General features: G+C 45.0%; 19 protein-coding genes. 8 read left to right on the forward strand and 11 right to left on the reverse strand.

What is annotated here, in order from left to right; genetic code table 11:
* Nucleotides 1–3: 3 nt before the first annotated feature.
* Nucleotides 4–975 (reverse strand): NAD(P)-dependent oxidoreductase, encoded by a 972-nt coding sequence (locus tag V7Q13_RS09865; protein ID WP_333800516.1) that lies wholly within the window; start codon nucleotides 973–975, stop codon nucleotides 4–6.
* Nucleotides 976–1,074: 99 nt separating this feature from the next.
* Here V7Q13_RS09865 and V7Q13_RS09870 point away from each other — a divergent pair, with 99 nt between their 5' ends.
* Both V7Q13_RS09870 and V7Q13_RS09875 read left to right on the forward strand, forming a co-directional pair.
* Nucleotides 1,075–1,986, forward strand: a complete 912-nt coding sequence (locus V7Q13_RS09870) for a polysaccharide deacetylase family protein (protein WP_333800517.1) — start codon at nucleotides 1,075–1,077, stop codon at nucleotides 1,984–1,986.
* Between the two features lie 19 nt (nucleotides 1,987–2,005).
* A complete protein-coding gene (locus tag V7Q13_RS09875; RefSeq protein ID WP_333800518.1) occupies nucleotides 2,006–2,851 on the forward strand; it encodes a GNAT family N-acetyltransferase in 846 nt (281 codons plus the stop codon).
* On the opposite strand, the gene V7Q13_RS09880 is transcribed toward V7Q13_RS09875, so the two are convergent.
* From V7Q13_RS09880 to V7Q13_RS09920, 9 genes are all read right to left on the reverse strand, one after another.
* The gene (locus tag V7Q13_RS09880) at nucleotides 2,842–3,558 is read right to left on the reverse strand and encodes an acylneuraminate cytidylyltransferase family protein (RefSeq protein WP_333800519.1); all 717 of its coding nucleotides are present in this window, start codon (nucleotides 3,556–3,558) and stop codon (nucleotides 2,842–2,844) included. The two genes, V7Q13_RS09875 and V7Q13_RS09880, sit on opposite strands and share 10 nt — an antisense overlap.
* A 10-nt stretch (nucleotides 3,559–3,568) precedes the next feature.
* Nucleotides 3,569–4,729, reverse strand: a complete 1,161-nt coding sequence (gene neuC / locus V7Q13_RS09885; protein WP_333800520.1) for a UDP-N-acetylglucosamine 2-epimerase — start codon at nucleotides 4,727–4,729, stop codon at nucleotides 3,569–3,571.
* 20 nt (nucleotides 4,730–4,749) lie between these two features.
* Nucleotides 4,750–5,757 carry an N-acetylneuraminate synthase family protein gene (locus tag V7Q13_RS09890; protein WP_333800521.1) on the reverse strand — a complete coding sequence of 336 codons (1,008 nt, stop codon included), beginning with the start codon at nucleotides 5,755–5,757 and terminating at the stop codon, nucleotides 4,750–4,752.
* Nucleotides 5,758–5,803: 46 nt separating this feature from the next.
* Nucleotides 5,804–7,231 (reverse strand): hypothetical protein, encoded by a 1,428-nt coding sequence (locus V7Q13_RS09895; protein ID WP_333800522.1) that lies wholly within the window; start codon nucleotides 7,229–7,231, stop codon nucleotides 5,804–5,806.
* Between the two features lie 5 nt (nucleotides 7,232–7,236).
* Complete coding sequence (asnB, locus tag V7Q13_RS09900; RefSeq protein WP_333800523.1) at nucleotides 7,237–8,958, reverse strand: asparagine synthase (glutamine-hydrolyzing); 1,722 nt, start codon at nucleotides 8,956–8,958, stop codon at nucleotides 7,237–7,239.
* Between the two features lie 14 nt (nucleotides 8,959–8,972).
* A complete protein-coding gene (locus tag V7Q13_RS09905) occupies nucleotides 8,973–10,376 on the reverse strand; it encodes a hypothetical protein (RefSeq protein WP_333800524.1) in 1,404 nt (467 codons plus the stop codon).
* Between the two features lie 129 nt (nucleotides 10,377–10,505).
* Entirely contained in the window at nucleotides 10,506–11,996 is a 1,491-nt protein-coding gene (locus V7Q13_RS09910) for an N-acetylneuraminate synthase family protein (protein WP_333800525.1), read from the reverse strand.
* A 12-nt stretch (nucleotides 11,997–12,008) separates the two neighbouring features.
* Complete coding sequence (locus V7Q13_RS09915) at nucleotides 12,009–13,028, reverse strand: cytidylyltransferase domain-containing protein (RefSeq protein WP_333800526.1); 1,020 nt, start codon at nucleotides 13,026–13,028, stop codon at nucleotides 12,009–12,011.
* A gap of 104 nt (nucleotides 13,029–13,132) precedes the next feature.
* On the reverse strand, nucleotides 13,133–14,263 hold the full coding sequence (locus V7Q13_RS09920) for a glycosyltransferase family 4 protein (protein WP_333800527.1): 1,131 nt from the start codon (nucleotides 14,261–14,263) through the stop codon (nucleotides 13,133–13,135).
* A gap of 233 nt (nucleotides 14,264–14,496) precedes the next feature.
* Here V7Q13_RS09920 and V7Q13_RS09925 point away from each other — a divergent pair, with 233 nt between their 5' ends.
* The 6 genes from V7Q13_RS09925 to V7Q13_RS09950 are packed head-to-tail and all read left to right on the forward strand — an operon-like array spanning nucleotide 14,497 to nucleotide 21,050.
* Nucleotides 14,497–15,270 (forward strand): methyltransferase domain-containing protein, encoded by a 774-nt coding sequence (locus V7Q13_RS09925; RefSeq protein WP_333800528.1) that lies wholly within the window; start codon nucleotides 14,497–14,499, stop codon nucleotides 15,268–15,270.
* Nucleotides 15,271–15,304: 34 nt separating this feature from the next.
* A complete protein-coding gene (locus V7Q13_RS09930; protein WP_333800529.1) occupies nucleotides 15,305–16,444 on the forward strand; it encodes a glycosyltransferase in 1,140 nt (379 codons plus the stop codon).
* 19 nt (nucleotides 16,445–16,463) lie between these two features.
* A complete protein-coding gene (locus V7Q13_RS09935; protein ID WP_333800530.1) occupies nucleotides 16,464–17,750 on the forward strand; it encodes a nucleotide sugar dehydrogenase in 1,287 nt (428 codons plus the stop codon).
* Nucleotides 17,751–17,770: 20 nt separating this feature from the next.
* Entirely contained in the window at nucleotides 17,771–18,721 is a 951-nt protein-coding gene (locus V7Q13_RS09940) for an NAD-dependent epimerase/dehydratase family protein (RefSeq protein WP_333800531.1), read from the forward strand.
* A gap of 40 nt (nucleotides 18,722–18,761) precedes the next feature.
* Nucleotides 18,762–19,916 carry a glycosyltransferase family 4 protein gene (locus tag V7Q13_RS09945; protein ID WP_333800532.1) on the forward strand — a complete coding sequence of 385 codons (1,155 nt, stop codon included), beginning with the start codon at nucleotides 18,762–18,764 and terminating at the stop codon, nucleotides 19,914–19,916.
* Between the two features lie 15 nt (nucleotides 19,917–19,931).
* Nucleotides 19,932–21,050 carry a glycosyltransferase gene (locus V7Q13_RS09950; protein WP_333800533.1) on the forward strand — a complete coding sequence of 373 codons (1,119 nt, stop codon included), beginning with the start codon at nucleotides 19,932–19,934 and terminating at the stop codon, nucleotides 21,048–21,050.
* 2 nt (nucleotides 21,051–21,052) lie between these two features.
* Here V7Q13_RS09950 and V7Q13_RS09955 read toward each other — a convergent pair whose 3' ends face one another.
* The gene (locus tag V7Q13_RS09955; RefSeq protein ID WP_333800534.1) at nucleotides 21,053–22,198 is read right to left on the reverse strand and encodes a glycosyltransferase family 4 protein; all 1,146 of its coding nucleotides are present in this window, start codon (nucleotides 22,196–22,198) and stop codon (nucleotides 21,053–21,055) included.
* Nucleotides 22,199–22,419: the final 221 nt, after the last annotated feature.

Genomic DNA, 22,419 nt, shown 5'->3' on the forward strand with positions numbered 1-22,419 from the left:
ATTTTAGGTGGCATTTTGTACCGCCTTCCACCATGCAGCACATTTATTGGCCATAAATATTTCTGTTGACTCCATCGATTCTTTTGTAGCACCAGCAATATGAGGAGTAACGATTACTTTGAAACCTTCATTTGCTGCCTTTATAAGGGGATTGTTTTTTAAAAGTGCTGTATCGAGATATTCTGTACTTAGAACATCCGTTGCGATGCCGGCTATTTGGTGCGTTTTTATGGCAGCAGCTATTGCCTCCTCATTCCATACATTTGCCCGTGATGTATTTATCCAAAGTGCATTGGGCTTGCTCAGTTCAATTAAAGGTGCCGAAATGAAACCGGTGTTTCCTTCTGCTGGAATATGAATGGAAATGATATCTGATTGACGAATCAGCATTTCTACTGATTGTTGCATGATAGCATTGTCAATTGTTTCCTCCGCAGTGTCGTAAGCCAACACATTCATGCCGAAAGCTTGTGCAAACCTGGCTACTTGTTTCCCAACTCTGCCCGCACCAATAATGCCGATGGTTTTGCCTTGCAGATTATGCCCAATAAAAAGGTTACGGTTCCATTGTCCTTGTTGCGTGGTATGATTACTGGCAGTAACCGTATTTCTGCTGAGTGCCAGCAACAAACTCCATGTAAACTCCGCTGTAGAAGGGATGCTACTCAAATATGCTTGCTCATTTTTTAGGGATAATATGCTGATGTGTTTAGCCTCATAAGCGGCCATGTCAATATGTGTGAGGCCTGTTGTCGGGGTTACAATACATCTTAAACGAGGTAGCTGTTGCAACAATGCGGCACTCCAATATATTCCCAGCCGAACCACAACAATCTCCACATCCTTTAAATCAGCAGTTGAAGATTCCATTTGCTCGATATTGTTGAGAAGCGAGACTTCGCCAAATGATTCATACATCGCTATGGCTTCGCTGGAGTAATTGCCGGGCTCTGTAATTAAAATACGTGGTTTCAATACTACAAATTAAGTGCATTAAAGATAGCATGGAAGACAGGGAAATGAATCAGGAAACTTGATTGTAGCAGTAATTCAATTCGTAATTACATTGCAGGTATGAAGGTGGTTATGTATCATTATGTAAAACCGGCAGCCAACGCTCCTTCAGCGTTGCATTGGGTAACGCTGGAGCATTTCAGGCATCAATTGGATAGCATGTCGTCCACCGGAAATATCATCCACCCCAAAGAGTTGCTAAACAAAGATTTTGAACCTCGTCCAAACGACTTTCTGTTGACTTTTGATGATGCATTGTCAGATCATTATCACTTTGTTTTTCCCGAATTGACGAAGCGAAATGTAAGTGCACTTTTTTTTGTGAACGGTCTACAGTATAAGCAAAAACGATTATTGAATGTACACCGCTTACACTACTTATTGCATCATCATTTTTCCGATCAATTGCTGACGGCATTTTCCGAAACAATTGATTTTTTCAAGGGAGATGTTCAGTTGGCTGCAACGTTCGGCAATGAACTTTATGCCAATATGGAGGAGCGAGACTCACTTGTAGCAGCAATCAAAAAACTCATCAATTTTCATGTAGACCCCATTTTGCAGAATGAGATTGCAGGCGATCTGTTTGGTCGGTTTGCGGGTAATGAAAACGAGCCGATGATTGTCCGTGAATGGTATTTGTCCGAACAACAGATTGCAGCAATGGCTGCTTCCAATATGGTGTTCGGGGCACATGGTTTTTCTCATTATGTGTTGAGTAATTTTTCAGCTGCAGAGCAGGAGAGTGATATATTGAAATCGGTCCATTTTGTAGCAGAAGCAACGAATCAGCCAGTGTCATTCTTTTGTTACCCGTATGGCTATGCTTCTTCTTTTAATGACACAACAATTGCTTGTTTGAAGAATGCCGGTATTCAATTTGCATTCAGTGTAGAACATCAAGAGGTTGACAAACTAACGTTGTTGAATAGACCGTATGGAATTACACGGTTCGATTGTACCCAATTTTAGCAGCATACAATTACACAACATGTTTACTGTTCATCAGGCAACGCTGCACGACTTCACTAGATTGCAAACATTCTACGCCAGCTATTATCCGGCAGGGCATCCATTGTTTAATGAAGCGTTTTGGCGGTGGATGTATTTGCATGAACCCTATGGCATTTGTTTAATTGCGCAAAATGAGGATGGCGAAATTGTAGGGCATCTCGGTTGTGTACAGGGCGGTGGCAGAACATGGCTGGTAAATATTCTCATTAATAAAAAGTATTCAGGCTTTGGCATGATTGAAATGCTTTTTAATGCTGCCAGAAAACGTGGACCTTTGACCGTAGCTGTAGCAAACGAAGCGGGAGCCGGGTTGCTCCGCAAAAAGGGTTGGACGGAAGCTGAGCCATTGCAAAGATTGATTTGGATTCATCCTTCTCTCCGGCATCAACAAATTGACGATCACTTTTTCAAACCTTACATTATGGATGTTGATTTACCAAAGCCAGCAGGTCATTTTTGGAAGCAACCTCATCTTCATGGCATTCAGTTGGCAGACGGATCGACTGCTGTGCTGGCTGCAAAAACCAGTGGCTTAAGATTGATCGATGTTGTGGATATGCAAACTGTTATCGATTGGGCTATAGCAAATAAAATACGCTGGATGGATTGGGTGGGGAGCAGTCATGATTCTCTTGTGCAGAAGTTGGCCAAGCAAGATTTTACGAACATAACTTCATTTCCGTGGTTTCTCGATCCGGTTGATTTCAATCGTAGCATTCAGTTAAATCTCTTTTCGGAAGAGCCATTGCCGGCAGACTTTTTATTTCACCGAACCTATGCCGATATGACGCGGATAGGCAAAATCATTGCCGCTCAAAGCTGATGTAATTCTATCCACCGGGGAGCCAACACTTCTGCCAGTAAAAAGTCTTTTTCTTTATCAATGTTTACATGCCAGTCCGATGGCATGATGTAAGCAATCTTCTTGGCTGGCATCACTGTTTTTTCTGCAAAAAGAGCCGCTTTTCGAATGGCATAAAAACAACCGTTTCGAATGTATAGTGGCGCAAGCTGCTGCCGATTACCGGTTTCATTTTGTGCAAGAAAATGCTGCATGTCGTGTTGCTCATTTAGCCAATACATGCGTGATGGGTGATGGTCTCCGACTGGCACTACACTGATGACACCATCCTTTTCCGGATGATCAATGAGTAATTGAATGACAGCATCTGCATCGGCACCGGTTCTGAAAGGCGCTGTTGGTTGCAGCAGTAAAATGATATCAAAGGATATTCCTGTTCTGGTTTCGGCATATGCAACAGTCGATTGAATGACAGGTAAAATCGGAGCCTCATCTGTGGCCAATGCAGCTTCTCTCATTTGTACGTGTACAGCATACGGTTGGGCAATGGCTGCAATTGCTTCACTGTCTGTATTGACAACGGTGCAGGTAATTTTTTTGCTGGCAAGACTGGTTTCAATGGCATAACCAATGAGCGGCTTGTGGTGCAATAACCTGCTGTTTTTTCCAGGCACACCCTTCGATCCGCCCCTTGCGGGCACAATGGCCAGTACATTGGGTGTAGGCATAAGCTTGGTTTTAGTAGGCAATTGTTTTATGATGTACCAGTGGTGCTGATGCCAGCAGTGCTGCCATTTTTTTTCCTGCATGACCATCGCCATATATATAGGCAGGCTCTGGCCGTTCAGCAGTAAAGCATGATTTTATAGCAGTTAAAATAGATGTTTCATTATAATCAACATCAATCACATTGGCGCCTCTTTCCCGTCTGAATTGCCGGCTGCCAATGTTGATGACCGGTGTGCCCAAAAAAGAACATTCTCTGATGCCAACGCTGCTATTACCAACCAAACATTTGGCATGATGTAACAAGCGAATGAAATCTTCAGGCTCCATATTTTTGAAAAAATGAACGTGCTCTAATTTATGCACTTCTCTGTAGGAACGAATGCCTGTAGATGTACCATCGGCGCCGGCATCCACATTTGGCCAAAACCAAAAAACGGTACAGTCCAGTTGGGCAATGGCTTTGAGTGTTTCTTCAATGTGTTGGCGACTGGCTTCATATTCATTGGTAACAGGATGTTGCATTACTACCACATAGCCATTGCTATAATCAGGCGTGGCACCAACGCCACCATATCTTGCATAAATATCAGTTGGTGGTGTGGTGTGGGCAATTGCCGCCGCCGCTATGTCAATAGAGGGACAGCCAGTATTGAAAACAGCAGCGGGATTTTCGCCCAATTTTAGCACTCTTTCTCTGGCTTCTTCAGAAGCAACAAAATGAATGTCTGCCAGTTTGGTATTGGCGTGCCGCACTTTTTCATCAATGTTGCCGCTTACTTCGCCACCCTGAATATGCACCAGTGGTATGTTTTGATAGGCTGCAGCAATGCTTACAGCCAGCGTTTCAAATCTGTCGGCTATGCACACTACTGCATCGGGCTGCAGATTGTCAAATACAGTGGCCAGTTCCATTACTGCGAGTCCGGTTGTTTTCGCCATGGAGGTTTTGTTCTCACCCTCGAGCACCATATACACACGGGCATTAATGGTGAATCCATCCTTTTCAATTACTTGAACTGCATTGCCATATCGGTTGAGCAAGGCAGAACCCGCTACTACAAGTTGCAGTTCCAAGTCGGGGTGTTCAACAATGGCGCTAAGTGCTGTTTTGATCCGGCTATAGCTTGGCCTTGCAGTAATAACAACGCATATTTTTCTCGGCAAATTCATAGTGTAAATGTAGGGCTGTATCAACTTGAATGGTCAACATCATCCAGTTGTAAAAAATCACCCGCAGATTTGTTTTGCAGTAATTTTTTGCCCACTATGTTTTGATATTGGTTTGCTGCAACACCCATTCCAGCAGGTTTTTTGGTTTCTAAATCATTTATCGAAAGCAGGCTGCCTTTTTCCAAGGTTTTATTAATGGCAAGGCTACGGCCAAACATTTTTTTTACTTCCTCAAAAGCTGAAGCATCTTCTTTGAGGGTACTTGTTTGCAGGCCTTCATTTACCTGTTGTACCGACTTGGCCAGCCATGCTATTTCATCAATCGTTAAAGAAGAAGTTGCATCGGGACCAAACATGCGTTTGTCAAAAACGGCATGAAACTCTAATAGATCAGCACCGAGAGCTGCTGCTGCAATACAAGCCGCAGGAGTTCCGCTATGATCACTGTAACCAACAGGAATCTGGTATCTGTTTTTCATTTCTTGGATGTACGACAGCCCCCACAATGCAGCCGGTGTAGGGTAGGCTGTTGTGCACTGCAACAGCGAAACATCGGCGTGTCTTTCTTGCAAAAATGAAACCGCGGTGTCTATTTCTTGCCAACTGCTCATGCCGCTGGACAGAAGTATCGGTTTTTGCGTTTGTGCAATCAGCTCTAACAGCAATAAATTATTGATATCGCCAGAGCCAATTTTAAAACGGGAAACTTGTAAGGATGCTAATAGTTCAACCGCGGCAACAGAAAACGGAGTGGCTAAAAATTCCATCCCTTTTTCTTCGGTATGTTGTTTTAGTTCTTTCCACTGCGATAAGCTGAATTCCATCCGCTTCCAGTAATCGTACCTGCTGGCATCCTGCTTTGAAAAAGCTACACGGAAGGGTTCGTGTACACTACTTTCTGCAGCAGCAATATGTACCTGAAACTTCACAGCATGCACACCCGTGTTAGCAAGGGCATCTATGTAGCTGTGTGCTATTCCAATGCTTCCGTCATGGGCTTGTGCAATTTCAGCAATCAGGTATGGCATGGTTCATTATTTTAAAATGAGGAGTACAGTGGTTCTAAAAGCTAATTTATGGTGTAACCGTTGTAGAATTGGCTTGTAGAAAAGCAGCGATTTTCTCTGCACTGTTGGCAATATCGTTTGTAACCCGCTTCTTCCATTCCAATCGGTCTTTGGCTACATCGTTAGCAGCTTGCAAGCATTGTGCAATAGCTTTTGTCCATTGCGATACATCGTCAATGAAAAGTGCTGCATCAATACCGTTCATGGTTTTAAAATGATTTTGTTGGTAGCCGTAAGTGATATCAAAATCGGGACACTTGGGGTGGTTGTACCGAATGTACATTGCTGGTTTATTGGCATGCGCAAAATCAATACCCATTGTTGAGCCCACGTTGATGACAGCACTTGCATGGTCCGTCAGTTGTTGCAGCATGGCACCATCTTCAATGGTTGGATAATTCGACTCCCAATCACGATTGCCCAACCGTTGCCATATTGGGGGGGCCATCACAGCAATGCCCGGATATTTGCTGGCGACAGCATCCAACCGCTTGCTGTGATCATTGGGAGATGGCCGTACCAGAATGATGGGTCTTAGTGATTCATCCATGGCAGCAACTGCTGCACAAATATCTTCCAGATATAAATGATCACTGGGAAAGCTGGGCTCATTGCCAGAAAAGCAAATGGCTTTTCTCTCTTTGGGAAAGCCTAACGAATGGGCAAATGTTTCGTATGAACATTCATTTGTTTTCTGGTAGTAATAGTCAAACTGTGGCGTACCTGTCACATGTACTTGATGAGATTCAATAGAAGGATACAAATGCAAGAGTTCCTGCTGCATATAATTGCTCCACACCAGGTAGTGGTTGGCTTTGTAATTGATACGACTCTTGGGCAGATTGTCCCACGAAAAAATAACAGTCGATGTATTGATGCCGAGTTTATTTGCAGCGGTCATTACATAGCCAGCTTCAATAGAACGTTGGTGCGTACAAAGAATATGCGCCGGCATGTATTGTTGCAGCAACGCCATTGCATTTTTGCCGGATTTGCTTTGCAGCATACTGGCAAAAAGTTGTTGCTCGAGTACCCTGTGTAATAAGGGAAATGCCGCAAGTATTTTCGCCGCCCGGTCCAGCAGTTTCAATGTTCTTTTTTTTCTACCTTTTTGTGTGTACCAAAAAAGCCAGTTGGCACCTATAGATGGATTGTTGAGTTTTTTACTGTTGATGTGCAGCTGAGCAAACATTAGCAGCCTTCTCCAGATGTCGTGTTTTCTGCTTTCCTGCAATTCAGGCAGTGCAATAAAGGTGAATCTTCCCGGATGTTTTGCTTCTATCCAATTCAATATTTCCTGCGGCAGATTGTGCATCAGCAATAGCCGATGATTGGGCAACAACGCAGGAAGTTCGCTATACAGATAATTGCGTACGCCAATGCCATCGGGTACTAAAAAAGCAATGGTTGAAGAGGTAGCTGCTTCCGTACTCATGGCATTTATGCTTTTGAATGTTGCATTTGCTGCAGCAGGAGCGAAGTGTTAATCCACTGCCAAATGTAAAAGCTATTATCGCTATACCCCAATAAATACTGCTGCCAGGTTTGCAATGTACTTTCAGCATTCATCCAACCGGGGTTGCCACTATAACAAAGCCATTGTATATGGGCATCAGCCCATTCTCGGAGTTCATTTTTTAGCCATTCTCTTTGTGGTGTTTGCACCGGGCGTTTTGGCGCCAGTGTAAGTGTATCACCCAACCAATGTTGGGCCAGCTTCCTTAGTTGCCATTTGGTAAGTCCGTTGTTTACTTTGTCTGCATCTTGTAATGCAAATGCCATTTCTACCAGGCGATAGTCGAGCAGCGGCTCTCGAAGCTCTATACTATGTTGCATACTTGCTCTGTCATTAAAGCGTAGCGCCCGGGGGAGTTTTGTATAAAACAGATCACGGTATTGCATGTTTAAAACCCGGTTGAAAAAGGGGGTAGGAATTGCTTCAGCATTGGCAGCATTTACAAATTCATCGTTCAGGCAGTGGCGTTGTGTAGCCAATTGCTTGGTGCCTTGTACCAAAGCATTGCTGTTATTCCAATAATAATCATAACCAGCCCAGGCTTCATCTACACCTTGTCCGTCGAGCAGCACAGGAATATTTCTTTCTTTAGCTGCTTTAAATATCTGTGCGTATGCAATGGTAGGAATACCACCAAATGGTTCATCTTGTTGAGTGGCCATTTGAGTGGCCGATTGCATTACATCATTGGGTGTTAGTAAAATTTTATGGTGCTGAATGCCGGGCATTGTTTGTAACAACGGCTCTACCCAAGGCAGCTCATCGTAAGCGGCATGATTGCTGTAAAATGTAAACGCATGAAGTTGGTTGCGGTCAAGTTGTTGTTGGTGTATGGCAGCCAACAGCAAGGATGAATCCAAACCGCCACTTACTGCTACGCCCACAGGTACATCTGCTCTAAATCGAAGCGCAATAGCATCTTGCAAGAGTTGGCTGTAAGCATTTGCGTCAAAAGATTGTTGGGTGGTGCGAACAGCAGTTTCAAATTTGTACCAACGTGTTGTAGTAAAAGAGTTGCTGGGCAAATGAAAACGACCGGCATAACCACCAGGTAGTTGTGCAATGGGATTCCAAAATGTTTCGGAAGGCATTCCGTAAGTGCCATTGGCCAAATAGCCAGCCCACACTTTGTCATTGGGGCTAATGACAAGGCCCATGCTTTTGAACGCTTTTATTTCTGATGCAAATACAAACTCTTTGCCCTGATGAGTGTAGTAAAAAGGTTTTACACCAAATCTGTCTCTGCATACAAACAGCGTTTGTCCTGAGGTATCCCAAATGGCTATTGAGAACATGCCATTGAGCTGCGGGTAAATGGCATCGCCATAGCGAACAAACAATTCCAGTAAAACTTCCGAATCGCTTTTGGAAACGAGCCGGGTATCACTCAAATACTGCTGTGCCAGCTCCAGGTAATTGTAAATTTCTCCATTATATACCATTACATAGCGGCCACATTTGCTATGCATGGGTTGGTTGCCTAAATCGCTGAGGTCAATGATGGAAAGCCTTCTGTGGCCAAGCCATACTTCACCTTGTTGCCAATTGCCGGCAGCATTGGGGCCGCGGTGTTGCAAAGCATGAAGTGTTGCTGCCGTCACCTCGGCGTTTACTTCTTTACCAATTATGCCTGCAATGCCACACATGCCGAGAATAAGAATTAAACGGTTTGTTGTTCCAGTAATCTTACGATTGATTCTTCTGCAGTAAGGTAAAGCTCGTTGGTAATTACATGCAGGTATTTTTTTCTGCCAGTAGCAATGCTGTCCGGTGCTGTCAATGCTTTTTCTATGGTAGAAAGTAAAGCATCTTCATGCTCCACATACGCTACAGCATCTATGTCTTTCATTACTTTAAAATGGTCTTCATCATGCGTGATATTGTACACAGGCATGCCTTTGTCTCTTGCTTCTTTTGGATGGTAGGATAAATACAAACAAGGTTTGTTTTGCGTAGCGGCATCCAATGCCATGGTGGAAGCGACGTTTATGACTACAGCGCAATGCTGCACAAGGCCTACAATGTTTTCAATGTCGGCTTGTGTAGGCACCGCACTTCCCCAACCTGTACCATTGTTCAACCAAACAGGATCCATTTTTTTAATCCAACTGTATTTGTCGAAAACCCAATCATAGCGGTCTGTAAAATCGGCAGGTGTTCTTCTGAATATTAACGCAGGACGTTTGTCTTCAGGAATAGAGAGGATAGCTTCAGCGCAGTCTCTTAAGAGGTAAGGGTCGTAAGGTGATGTTTTATGATCAGATCCTGTAAATAAAATCAGCGGCCGGTTAACTGGCAATGCCCACTTTTCACAAAAGGAATCTCTGTTGCTACGGTAGTCATCATTGAAGTAAAAACTAAACTGCGGTGTACCGGTGATGAATAATTTTTCTTTCGAAATTTCCGGATAGAAAAGTTGCATCTGATCCAACATGTACTGGCTCCAAAGCATGTACACATCCGAAGGCGTAAAGAGCCTTGCTTTTGCCACATTGTCCCATGAGTAAATCACACAGGTTCGTTTAATGCCTAACCTTCTTGCAGCCTCGTACATGGGAATGTTTACCATGGGCCGTTGGTGCAAACTTATAATCGTGTCTACTTTATAATTGGTAAGTATTTGAGTTTGCGCTGTCACATCAATCATAGATAATCTGGCGGTGTACCATTTCTCCATGGCTTCGATGGAAGAATAAGATTTGGCCGAAACTGAACCGATGAAGGATGCCAGATTATTGATAAGCTTTCTTTTCCAACTGCTGGCATTGGGTGCAGCTGTAAGTATGGTTGGATTGTTGAGTTTTTGCGCAAAGTATTTCAGGCGGGCAAATGTGATGGCATCTCTCAGTAATCTGTTGGTGGTGGATTCATTGTATGCAGGCAGTGTTACCAGACTGGCCTTAGCACCCAGCGGTTCTACTATACTATTCAGCAGCCCTTCATCAAACTGGCTTGATATAAAAACAATTCGATTGGCAGGGTTTTGTAAAAACAATTTGGGAATACGGGTATACAAATAATTCTTAATGCCTACTCCATCCGGAATGATGATGCCTAAAACCATAAATATTTCTCTTTTTCTGCCGGGTTACAAAGGTGTTTATTGTACAAAAGCTTGCCTGGAAAGGGGCAAAGAAACAAAAAGGCCACCATTTGGAGTCGGTGGCCTTTTGCTGTATGTAAAACGAGTTACTTAAAAACTATCCAACATGGTTTTTCTGGCCATGGGGTCTTGCAACGCAATGGTAGGATCTGTGTAGAAAGAATCGTCGCGGAAGTGTGTGGTACTTACTTCTTCAAAAATGCAGCCTTCAGTAGAAGTAAATGCATGACGCATGCCTCTTTCAATCAGCAGAATATCGCCCTTCTTCAGGTGGCGGTCCAACCCATCAATGGTGGCTACCAGGCTACCCGACAAAATATGGAAGGTCTCTTCTTTGCGTTTGTGGTACTGCTCAGGATGTACCTGACCGGGGAATACCACAATGATTTTTTTGCAATACTCACGGTTCACCAGGTTTACAATCAGACAGCCGGTTTCGTGAAATGTTTCCAGACCAAAGTGGTGACTGAGTTCTACAGTCATTGTGTCGCTCAGTACTACGCCGGCTTCCATCATCATGCTTTTCGCAGTATGAATGATTTCACGGATTTTATGGTACGTATCGCGGTTGCAGGTTTCAAACAAACCCTCGTTTGCTGCGTAATCCTTGCTGGCGGTATAGGTGGCACGATAGGCTCCAAACTCGCCACTGGTGAGCTGGCCTTCCGCACATGGCATGGCAAAATAAATGTCGTCGGCAGAAATGGTTTCGCCTTTGCTGATGGGTCTTTTGGCAAACACGCCACGCTTCAGCGACAGCAGTGAACTGGCTTCCGATTCCGTAATGTTTTTTTCGTGACTGCCAAGAATTTCACGGGTGGTTTTAGCAGCTGCAATCCAGTTGTCTACCTGCTCAGGGTTCATGCTGTAATTGTTCAGCGTAATGGTGTCGGTTGGCACACCTACGTGACGTTCATAAATGCAGGCACCTTTAGCAATAGCCACTTTTATTACGTCCAGATTGTCGGGGTCTTCGTGGCCGCTGTAGCCAATGGTTACACCGGGATAGCGCTTAATCAACTTTTCGATGAAATGCAGGTTGAGCGTTTGGTTGGGGCTTGGATAAATGCCCACGCAATGCAGCACAGCAAACTCAGTACCCGCATGGGTTAAAAACGAAACGAGGTTGTCTATCTGTACAGGTGTAAGGCCACCGGTAGAAGTAATAACAGGCTTGCCTGCTTTGCTGATTTTTTCCAGCAAAGGCCAATCGTCGGCACTGCAAGAGGCGATTTTGATAATCTCAATGTCGTGCTCTACTATCAGGTCAACACTTCTTTCATCAAACGGTGTACATACAGCGGTAAGACCGTTGGATTTAATGGCTTTTACCAATTCCAAAAACTGTGCATCGTTGAGCTCAGTGCTCAAAAAACGGCTGATGTGTTTGGCCTTAGTGTCGTTGCGAAAATCAGGATGAATAAAGCTGTCGAGGTGACGATACTGCAACTTAACGGCAGCATTGATCTGATATTTTTTGGCAATAGCACCCATGGCTTCAATAATCTTGATGCCATGCTCCACCGAACCTTGGTGGTTGTTTGCCATTTCAAAAATAAACAGGTCATTAAAGTTTGCCATGCTATGGAGTTTTTAAAATTTCAGAAATTCTACAGGGCTAAGCAGCCGGTCATCTACATAATAATCGGCAAAGGGTTTGCCCATTTTCAGTTCATGGTATTTTACACCCCAGCGTTCCATTTGGCTCCGGGTGGTTTCATGCCAGTCGATGCCGGTTTTGGAACCTCTTGCGGTAAACAATACAATGGTGTGTCCGGCATCGTACAGTTCATTCACTTTTTTTATGAATTCAGGATTGCCTTCTGCCAGGCTGTAATCGTTTTTCGGACTTAAAAAAGCAATGACACCGTCAATATCTACCACAAATGTTTTGGCACCATCTTCTTGCCCATGTGCTGCAATATTTTCCAATTGGTGATAATGGTCGATGTCTACAAAATCGGGCATTTCGTAGCCAAGTATATTTTGCCCGGTCATTGAGTTTTTATGCAAAATGGTATTGGTGCGGGCAATATCAATGTTGGCGTTTTGGAGGTATGCTTTGGGTAAAGATTGACGCGGCAGATTATAGGCTTCCGGAAAACGCTCGTCTTCAACCACGGGCTTCATTTTTCCGTCGGCATCTTTAAACCACATTTTAAAAACCGGTTCCGGATTTTCAACCACCGAACGAATAGCATCGGCCTCGGGGTGCTCCAGCAGCAGGTTAATCATTGCGTCAATATCAGCAGCATTTCTTACCGGGCAGGTAGGGCGCAGGTGTACCACCAAATCTGGCGTGTATTGTTCGTGTTCGGCCAGCCAGTGTAAAGCATGTTGAAACACTTCTAAATCGGTACTGTTGTCTTGGGCCAAAGCTGCAGGGCGTAAAAAAGGTACTTCGGCGCCTGCTGTTTTAGCCAGCTCGGCGTAGTAAGCATCATCGGTAGACACAATTACCCGGGTGATAAGTTTCGATTGCCGGGCATGCTCAATGGAATACACCAGCATGGGTTTGCCCTTCAGCGATTGAATGTTTTTGTGTGGAATGGATTTTGAACCACTTCTGGCCGGGATAATGGCAAGTATTTCTGCTTGTGCTGACAATTGCATGTTGGGAAATGGGTGAAGGGACACGCATATTGCATCCTCGCTCCTTTAAAATTTGAGCAAATTAAAGGAGATTTTCGCCAAGCATGACAGGGCAGGAAGGTTTCTTACTCCCCACGCCCCGTCCAAAAGTGGATATTTTGTTGAATAATTTGGCTGATGGAAAATGAAGAAAGGGCTGTTTGTCTTGCTGCACGTCGTATTTCATCGCTTTCAGACGGATGAAGAATCAACCAGTCGACCGCCGCTGCTATAGACGATGGATCATGTGGGTTGCACAACAACCCATTTTGTTTGTCGGAAATGATCTCAGCAGCCGGACCAGTATTGCCACCCACCAGTATTTGGCCGCAAGACATTACTTCCAGCCAGGCCACAGGCATGGCTTCCATATGGCTGGGGTACACGCAGCAAAGTGCTTCGTTGATGATTGCCGGTAGCTGTGCATTGGCTACAATGCCATGAAAATATACCTTACTAATGCCCTGATCTGCTATCATATCCTCCAGCAGTTTTTTGTAGCTGCCGGCATCGGGTGTTTTGGTATCGCTGCCATAGCAATGCAGGCTAAGCCAAGGATGTTTTTTTTGTAAAAAGCCAAACGCTGCTATCAATTGCCGGATGCCCTTTTTTTCTGCCAGCCAACCTACAAATACCAGTTTGGTACGGTTGGTTTCGGGAGGGGAGGCTGGCAAAAAACGATTGCTGTCGACGGGATTGAAAATAACCGTGCAGGGGATATGTGCAGGAATAAAAGGCCTTGTTTGTGCCAGAACAAAGCGGCTTACGCCGGCGATGGCATCAGCTTTGGCAAAGGATCTTTTTTCTTGCCAGGCCTGCCACCATTTGATGCGTTGGTGCAGCTGTTGGCTAAAAAAAAGGTGTCCTCCATGCAGCCGGATGACATAGCGAACACCTTCAATTTTTTGTAAAAAACACAACCCCGACTCTGGCACTTCAACCACATCAATGGGGTGCTCACGGTGCAGCTCTTGCAAAAAATGATTTTGAGACCGGGCGATGCGCCAAAAATTAAAAGCCACAGATTGATGCGGATGAATACGGTATAAGCCAAAAGGCGTTCGTTGTTCCCAGCCCTGCACATTGGCCGAAAACGATAATATGGTTACCCGGTGACCAAGTGCTGTTAGCTCCCGGGCCATAACCTGCAAAAGCACACTTATGCCGCCTACGGGCTGCTGCTGATGCGGAAACTCACCAATAAAACAGATGTGCATGCTTGCGAAGCTAAGCAAGTGCATGAATATTCAACTGCTAATTGGAGCAACAGCAATAAAAGCATAAAAATGTAATTATCAACCTTTTGGGCAAGTTATTCCCCTCGGTTTCTACCCAATAGGGTTTATTGCTATTTTTGGCGCCTACCCAAAAAAGCCTTTCAAAACATGCCAGACAAATCCCGATTTGTATAAAGTCTGGCAGTTTAAAAAAGCAGCAACCAACCATATCAATGACTGACAACAAACAGCACTACAACCGTAATTTTTATCAGGGCCAGTCCAATGGCTCATACATTTCTGCCAAAGCGGTAATAAAAGAATTGCTCACCATTGTTCAACCCAAATCTGTAGTAGATGTGGGCTGTGGCGTGGGCACCTGGTTGGCTGCGTTCAAAGAGTCGTCGCCAGAGGTTACAATACAAGGCTTTGATGGTGATTATGTAAACAAAGAGGCGCTATGGATTGCCCCCGAATTTTTTACACCGGCCAACCTGGAACAACCTTTGGTTACCAACAAACGGTACGATTTGGCCATGTCGCTTGAAGTAGCTGAACACTTGCAAAACAGCAGCTCGGCCACCTTCGTTGCATCACTTGTAAGCCTCTCGGATGTGATTCTTTTTTCAGCGGCTATTCCATGGCAGGGAGGCACCAATCACATCAATGAGCAGCGGCCGGAATTTTGGGCCAATCTGTTTGCTCAGCATGGTTATGTGTGTGCCGATATCATTCGCCAAAGAATCTGGAACGATGAAAGCATTCGTTGGCCCTATCGGCAAAATGCGTTGTTTTTTGTAAAAGCAACCGAGTTGGAAAAGTATCCTTTATTGGCAGCAGGCGCTATTAAAACAGACGCAACATTTTTGTACCGGGTTCACGAAAGAGCATTTCACGAACGAAGCCAAAAAGCCATTTTTCTGAGCAATAACTGGAGCATCATTCGCTACAAACTGTTTCGCATGAAACTGAGTGTGCAACAACTCCTTGGGAAAAAGAAAAAGTAATGGCAGCAAACCGGCTGTTGACAAAGATTCTGTCATGACACCCAAAAAAATTGTTATGCTGTATGCCACCCGGCAGGTTTCCACTCAGGCTACACAATCTGTACCAAGGGTAGTGGCATATCTATACGAAGCATTATTGGCCAGTTCATTTGAGGTGTTTTTGATTACAAGGCCTGGCCAAGAAAATTTTACTACAGATAAAAATCGGTTGCAAATTCCGCATGCCGGCAAATGGAAGCAGCGTTTGTACAAGCTGCTTCGCTTGCACAAAAAAGTGAAGGCTGTAGATGAAACGCTGTTTTATCAGCAAGCCATTCAACAGCTTAATGCACGTGGGCTACACGATGCCATCATGATAACACCAAATACACTTGGTGCCGCAATGCTCGCCAATGCATTTTCGGCCCAGCAGGTTTTTTTCTGGTGTCACAATTTCCCAAAACAGGCTGACGTCTCTCTTTTTTTACAAGCAGTAAGTAAGCCCTTGCATGTAGTGGTACCAACACAGGCTTTGTATCAATTCATCTGGAACCGGCTGCAAGAAAATACACTGCCCTTTTCCTTGCATATCATTCCCAATCATATCAATGCCGAAACTGTTGTGGCAAATGATATTGTGCAGGCACAGGAAAGGTTTACCATTTTTCATGGCGGAGGAACCGCACTCAATAAGGGGTTGCAATTGCTGCTCAACGCTGTAGCTTCTATTGGGGAGCAATGGAAGTATAAAATGGAACTGCGCTATGTGGGCAGCCATCGTCGTGAGTATACGTTGAACGGTGTTCGGGTGGTTGAACTACCCCGTATGAAGCAGCCTGAACTATTGGCAGAAATCGGCAAAGCCGATGTTGGAATTATGAGCAGTGTATGGTTTGAAAATGCGCCGGTACTCTTGCAAGAATATTTACAAGGAGGAACCATTCCTATTGTAAGTAAAAGTGGCGGCATGCCAGATTTGGTAGCAGGTTATCATGCCGCTGTTGTAGCCAACCCCAATGAGTTGCAAGCATGGAAATCACAGATTGAATTCTTTGCGGCAATGCCTGCAGCTGAAAGAATGAATATGCGAAAGCAAAATCAGCAACGCTTTGCAGCACAATATGCAGGGTATAACGAAACGGTAACACAGCAATGGCATGCAGCACTCGCATCCATTGTTATTGAAAATTCTTAATCAAGTTGCATTATCTGTTATGAACAATACATTTCAAGATTTAGTGGTTTCAGAACCCAAGATTGCTGTAGTTGGTCTTGGCTACGTTGGCCTGCCCCTGGCAGTTGAATTCGGTAAAAAATTTCCAACCGTTGGTTTTGATATTGCCGTTGCCCGGATAGAAGAGTTAAGAGCTGGCCACGACAGAACCCTTGAGGTAGAAGCCGAACAATTAGCAGCAAGTTCACAGCTCAGCTTTAGCTGCGAATGGCAAGACTTGGAAAGCTGCAACACATTTATTGTAACTGTACCTACGCCGGTTGACAAGTATAACCGCCCCGATCTTACACCGCTGATTAAAGCCAGCGAAACGGTTGGGAAAGTTTTGCGTAAAGGCGATGTTGTTATATATGAAAGCACCGTGTATCCCGGTGTAACTGAAGAGGAATGCGTACCCATTTTGGAAAAGGTATCCGGACTCACTTTCAATAAAGATTTTTTTGCCGGGTACAGCCCCGAACGCATCAATCCGGGTGATAAGAAACACACGGTTACCAAAATCAGAAAGGTTACATCGGGCTCTACTCCTGAAATAGCCAAATATGTAAATGAACTCTATGCTTCTGTAATTGAGGCGGGCACTTATTTGGCACCAAGCATTAAAGTGGCAGAGGCAGCCAAGGTGATTGAAAATGCCCAACGGGACATCAATATTGCCTTTGTAAATGAGCTGGCTAAAATCTTTAACCTGTTGGGGCTTGATACCACAGAAGTGTTGGAAGCGGCGGGTACCAAATGGAATTTCCTGCCATTCAAACCTGGCTTGGTTGGGGGGCACTGTATTGGTGTTGACCCATACTACCTGGCACAAAAAGCACAAGAGCATGGCTACAACCCCGAAATCATTTTGGCTGGTCGCCGGCTCAACGACGGCATGGGGCAATATGTAGCTACTGAAGTCGTAAAAAAACTGATAGACAAAGATCACCTGATAAAGGGAGCCAACGTGTTGATATTGGGTATTACGTTCAAAGAAAATTGCCCGGATGTACGCAATACCAAAGTGGTGGATGTGTATGAAGGCCTGGCAGCGTTTGGACTGAATACAGTGGTGTACGATCCTTGGGCCGACCCTGCTGAAGTGCAGCATGAATACGGCATTGCTGTAACGAACACGCTGCCACAAGGCCCGTTTAATGCCATCATTTTAGCGGTTGCTCATGCCGAATTTGCAGGGCTCAATCTCGATGTTTTGAAAGGAGAAAATTGCATTGTGTACGACATTAAATCGTTTTTACCCAAGACTGCTGTGAACGCCAGGTTGTAACATTTCTAATCGTCAACTTCATGAAAATTTTAATAACAGGCGGCGCAGGATTTATTGGCAGCAATTTGTGTGGGGCTTTATTGCAACATCCTGCTGTAACGCTGGTTAGGGTGTTCGATAATTTTGCGACTGGCTATCGGGAGAATCTGCAGCCATTTTTGCAGCATCCAAAGTTCGAATTGCTGGAGGGCGACATTCGCCATGCTGCAGATTGTGCGGCAGCAGTAGAAGGCATCGATGCTATTTCACATCAGGCTGCACTGGGTTCTGTGCCTCGTTCCATTGCCGATCCTGTTACTTCGCATGATGTAAACCTCAACGGATTTGTGAACATGCTGCAGGCTGCTAACAAAGCCGGTATCCGTCGTATGGTGTATGCATCTTCATCTTCTGTATATGGCGATTTGCCCGATAGCCCCAAGGTAGAAACAAGAGTGGGCAAAGTCCTGTCTCCTTATGCGGCTACCAAATATGCCAATGAAATTTATGCGCAGGCATGGAGCAAAAGTTATGGCATGCAGTTGGTTGGTTTCCGGTACTTCAATGTATTTGGACCGAACCAAAGTTTTAACGGACCATATGCCGCCGTTATTCCATTGTTCATAAGAGCGGCACTCACCAATACTTCGCCCACCATCAATGGCGATGGAAATATCACCCGTGATTTTACCCCGGTCAAAAATGTGGTGCAAGCCAATATCAACAGCTTGCTATTAGAAAGAACGGAAGGCTTTCATGAAGTATTAAACATTGCTTGTGGCAAAACCACAACGCTCAATGATTTATGGCAAAAAATTTGTCGTATTACCGGAGCTACAGTAGCTGTTACACACGGCCCCAACCGGCCCGGCGATATCATGCAAAGCCTTGCAGATGTGAGCAAAGCCAAACAAACCATTGGGTACACACCCGATGATGATTTGGATGGGCAACTGGCTGAGGCCATTGAGTGGTACCGTTCTATTTTGTAACCGATTGATGAAGCGGGCAAGGCCCAAAAACTGCAGTAGCATGCACATTTGTTTTGTAGGCGAAATAGCCACCCCCACTTTTAAAACCGGCGGCATTGGCACATTTGTGGCCAACCTGAGTGCCGAGTTGGTAAAGCAGGGACATGAGGTGAGCATTGTTTCGTTTCGCAAACAGCAGGCTTCTCTCGAACATGAAACATTAGACGGTTTCAGCATCTACTGGGTTAATACCAACCAGTGGGGCAAGCTGCGGTTGATTAAAGTAAAGCTTGACACCAACAAAGTATTGCGCCAAATACACGCCCGTTCTCCGCTACACATTGTAGAAGCACCAGAGTATGGATTGTTTGCCTTGCAGAAAATACCGGGTGTGCAATACGTGGTTCGATTAAACGGTGGCCATGTTTTTTTTGCGAAAAGCACAACCGATACGCCACCCCGCAGGCGAAAAGCTTTTGTAGAAAAGAGATCGTTGAAAAATGCAGATGCTATCATTGGTGTAAGCAAGTATGTACTTACACAAACACAAAGCTATTATCCGTTTATACAGGCTTTGCCCAGTGCCATTATTCCCAATCCCATTTTGGTCAACAGGTTTGATCCATCCAAATTTGAAGGGGAGCAACAAGACGGATTCATTTTATTCTTTGGTTCGCTTACCGAAAAAAAAGGCGTACGCCAGCTCATTGAAGCCATGCCTTTGGTAAATGAAAACGTGAAAAATGCAGCCTTGCATATTTACGGTCGTGATATACCCATGCGGCCAAGTGGCGATAGCTACAAAGCATTGCTGGAAACATTGCTGGCAAAGTTAAAATTGCAAAATGTATACATACACGAAGCGTTGCCCAACAATGAAATGCCGGCTTTATTGGCCAAAGCATCAGTGATTGTGTTGCCATCGCACATGGAAGCGATGCCGCTGGCCTGGTTGGAAGCATTGGCCATGCAACGTCCGTTTATAGGGAGCCAGCTGGGCCCCGGTCCTGAAGTAATTACGCCTCACCAAAACGGGTTGCTCTGCGATCCTCACCAACCCTCAGATATAGCGGAAAAAATCACCTACATGTTGTTGCATCCTCAGGAAGCAGCAAGTATGGCCAGTGCGGGAAGAACGATGGTGGTAAATGAATACAATGCTGCCACGCTTGTCCAGAAAAATGTGTTGTTTTATCAATCCCTCATTGGTCGTTAAATCCATTCATACCACATGCGTTTCCTGATCATATCCGGCGCTTATCACTACAAAAAAAACGGTCTGTTTTATGCCTATGGCCCGTATGTACGTGAAATGAATATCTGGATTTCGCAGGTAGACGAAGTGGTGGTAATGTGCGAATTGCACGATGGAGAGCCAGCAGGCATGGACATTCCTTATGAGCATTCCAAACCCATTAAAGTGGTGGGGCACAAAGGATTTGAATTTACATCTGCCAAAGCAAGTATTCGTTCAGTAGCCTTGTTGCCACTGCTTATTTTTCGAATGATCCGCGAAATGTGGCTGGCCGATCATATCCATTTTCGTGGGCCCGCCTCCATTGCACTCATTGCCACGTTTGTTCAAATGCTTTTTCCTTGGAAAAAGAAAACGATGAAATATGCCGGCAACTGGGACTGGCATTTTCCGGCCCCTTTTTCATACAAACTACAAAAACGAATTCCGAACAACACCTGGCTAACGCATAATATACAAGTGCTGGTGTATGGCAGCTGGCCGTACAGGTCAAAAAACATCCTGCCGTTTTTTACGGCTACTTATCGGGAGCAGGAAAAAATACCTGTAACAAAAGACTGGAATGCGCCCCCTGTGTTTATGTTTAGCGGTGTGCTCGAAGAACACAAGCAGCCACTGGTAGCGTATCAATTATTTAAAACCATTGCAACGGCAGTGCCAGGTGCCCGAATGGTATTTTGTGGCGGCGGCTATTTACAACCTGCCATTGAGCAAATGGCCGCAGCAGATGGATTGGCGGCTCAGGTGCAGTGTACCGGCAGCATTCCGAAAGATGAGATGAAACGGCATTATCAGTCGGCTCATTTTTTATTGTTTCAATCCAAATCGGAAGGATGGCCCAAAGCAGTGGCAGAAAGCATGTTTTGGGGTGCCATTCCTGTTACCAGAGAAGTATCCATCGTTCCGGAAATGCTGGGCCAGGGCGAACGGGGCATTTTGACAAAACCCAACGATGCTGTTGCTGCTATGGCGGAGCGGGTGCTTGCTTTATGGAACGACAAAGCAGCGTGCCAGCACATGAGTACATTGTGCATGGAATGGAGCCGCCAGTTTACGTTGGATAAGTTTGAAGCCGATTTAAAAAAGCTGATTTGATATCAGTCTTCCAATATCAATTTGTGTAATTGCTGTAGTTGCTGCGGTTGGGTAAATGATTGGGTAAAATGCTGCCGGGCCTCTTGGCGAATGCGTTCATATTTTTCGCTTTCTGCTACAAAGAGATGGCATGCTTTGGCAAAAGCGGCTTGCCAATACTCCACCGAATTTCCATCCACCAGTATGCCCGTTTCTCCATCCGTTACTATTTCGGGTATGCCGCCAATATTGCTGGCAATAACAGGAGTACCCAGCATCATGGCTTCAATATTCACCATCCCAAAAGCTTCAGACAAAGTGGAGCATACCACAAAATGGGCATGTTGAAAATGTGCATCAATCTGATGATACGGCAGGAGCCCCACAAATTGAGTACATGGTTGTTGGGCTGCCAGTTGTTGCACCTGTTCTTCTTGCAGGCCACTCCCGGCAATCTCTAGCATTGCGTCTATACCTGTGTTTGCTACAAAAGTTTGAAACGCCTCAATAACTGTCAACATGTTTTTGCCCGGATCGAGACGGGTAGGCGCAAAAAAGCGGATAGGCCCCTCTGTTGGTTTTGGGTCTAACAAATCTTGTCCGCGGTCGGCAAGGCTGTTGTAAATAATATGACATCGCTTGGCGGGAAATTGAAAATGCACTTGCAGATCGCTGGCAGCATGCCGGCTAACGCAAACCATGTGGCCATAGCAAACCAGAAACATTTTTTTACGCCACTTTTTGAGGCTTGTTTTCCAGTTGCTCTCGGCGTTGTCGATTACGGTAGAGGCATACATGCTGTGGTAGTAGCCAATTCGCTTGGGTACCCTCAAAAGCCAGGCTGCCAGCCCGGCGATGTTCAATGCGGCTGCCTGTGCCAACAGAACATCGCATTTGTGCCGGCGGATCCATATGGCGATAAAGCGGAATGCTTGCCAGCCAACCGGTCTTTCACCCGGCCATGTTACTATTGTGAGGTTGGGAATAGCAGCCATCTCTTCGGGTATGGCGTGGCTGATAAACAATACCTGATGCCCTTCTCTTGCCAATTGTTGCGCCAATGCCACAGAGTTGGCAGCATACGAAAAGCTGTTGTAGTTGTGGCAAATGATAATGTGGCGAACGGCTGACATGGCGGATGCTTCATTGGTTGGTTGGAGTTGCAGCATTTTTTGGCATCGCCTAACCAATTGTGGCGAAAATAGCCATCTGCAGCAAAATCTGACCATGAACCTCGGGAGCAAACAGGTATACTACTTTACAAATAGTGATACCCACAAACATGGCATAACCTGTACATTTGCGCTAAACCAATCAACAGCAGTATTTTAATCAGCCACTCATGTTAGCATTACTCCGAAAAGAAGAACTCAGAGTTTTTTGGTTATTT

Source organism: Phnomibacter sp. (genome assembly GCF_036803085.1).
In the GTDB taxonomy this organism is placed as follows: Bacteria; Bacteroidota; Bacteroidia; order Chitinophagales; family Chitinophagaceae; genus Phnomibacter.

Excerpts from the sequence above, each read along its gene's own strand:
- V7Q13_RS09930 (WP_333800529.1), top strand. The coding sequence starts at position 15,305 with ATGACACCCAAAAAAATTGTTATGCTGTATGCCACCCGGCAGGTTTCC.
- V7Q13_RS09935 (WP_333800530.1), top strand. The coding sequence starts at position 16,464 with ATGAACAATACATTTCAAGATTTAGTGGTTTCAGAACCCAAGATTGCT.
- V7Q13_RS09895 (WP_333800522.1), bottom strand. The coding sequence starts at position 7,231 with ATGAGTACGGAAGCAGCTACCTCTTCAACCATTGCTTTTTTAGTACCC.
- V7Q13_RS09890 (WP_333800521.1), bottom strand. The coding sequence starts at position 5,757 with ATGCCATACCTGATTGCTGAAATTGCACAAGCCCATGACGGAAGCATT.
- V7Q13_RS09955 (WP_333800534.1), bottom strand. The coding sequence starts at position 22,198 with ATGCTGCAACTCCAACCAACCAATGAAGCATCCGCCATGTCAGCCGTT.
- V7Q13_RS09950 (WP_333800533.1), top strand. The coding sequence starts at position 19,932 with ATGCGTTTCCTGATCATATCCGGCGCTTATCACTACAAAAAAAACGGT.
- V7Q13_RS09920 (WP_333800527.1), bottom strand. The coding sequence starts at position 14,263 with ATGCACATCTGTTTTATTGGTGAGTTTCCGCATCAGCAGCAGCCCGTA.
- V7Q13_RS09905 (WP_333800524.1), bottom strand. The coding sequence starts at position 10,376 with ATGGTTTTAGGCATCATCATTCCGGATGGAGTAGGCATTAAGAATTAT.
- neuC (WP_333800520.1), bottom strand. The coding sequence starts at position 4,729 with ATGAATTTGCCGAGAAAAATATGCGTTGTTATTACTGCAAGGCCAAGC.
- V7Q13_RS09940 (WP_333800531.1), top strand. The coding sequence starts at position 17,771 with ATGAAAATTTTAATAACAGGCGGCGCAGGATTTATTGGCAGCAATTTG.
- V7Q13_RS09915 (WP_333800526.1), bottom strand. The coding sequence starts at position 13,028 with ATGCAATTGTCAGCACAAGCAGAAATACTTGCCATTATCCCGGCCAGA.
- V7Q13_RS09870 (WP_333800517.1), top strand. The coding sequence starts at position 1,075 with ATGAAGGTGGTTATGTATCATTATGTAAAACCGGCAGCCAACGCTCCT.
- V7Q13_RS09945 (WP_333800532.1), top strand. The coding sequence starts at position 18,762 with ATGCACATTTGTTTTGTAGGCGAAATAGCCACCCCCACTTTTAAAACC.
- asnB (WP_333800523.1), bottom strand. The coding sequence starts at position 8,958 with ATGTGTGGCATTGCAGGCATAATTGGTAAAGAAGTAAACGCCGAGGTG.
- V7Q13_RS09910 (WP_333800525.1), bottom strand. The coding sequence starts at position 11,996 with ATGGCAAACTTTAATGACCTGTTTATTTTTGAAATGGCAAACAACCAC.
- V7Q13_RS09925 (WP_333800528.1), top strand. The coding sequence starts at position 14,497 with ATGACTGACAACAAACAGCACTACAACCGTAATTTTTATCAGGGCCAG.
- V7Q13_RS09880 (WP_333800519.1), bottom strand. The coding sequence starts at position 3,558 with ATGCCTACACCCAATGTACTGGCCATTGTGCCCGCAAGGGGCGGATCG.
- V7Q13_RS09875 (WP_333800518.1), top strand. The coding sequence starts at position 2,006 with ATGTTTACTGTTCATCAGGCAACGCTGCACGACTTCACTAGATTGCAA.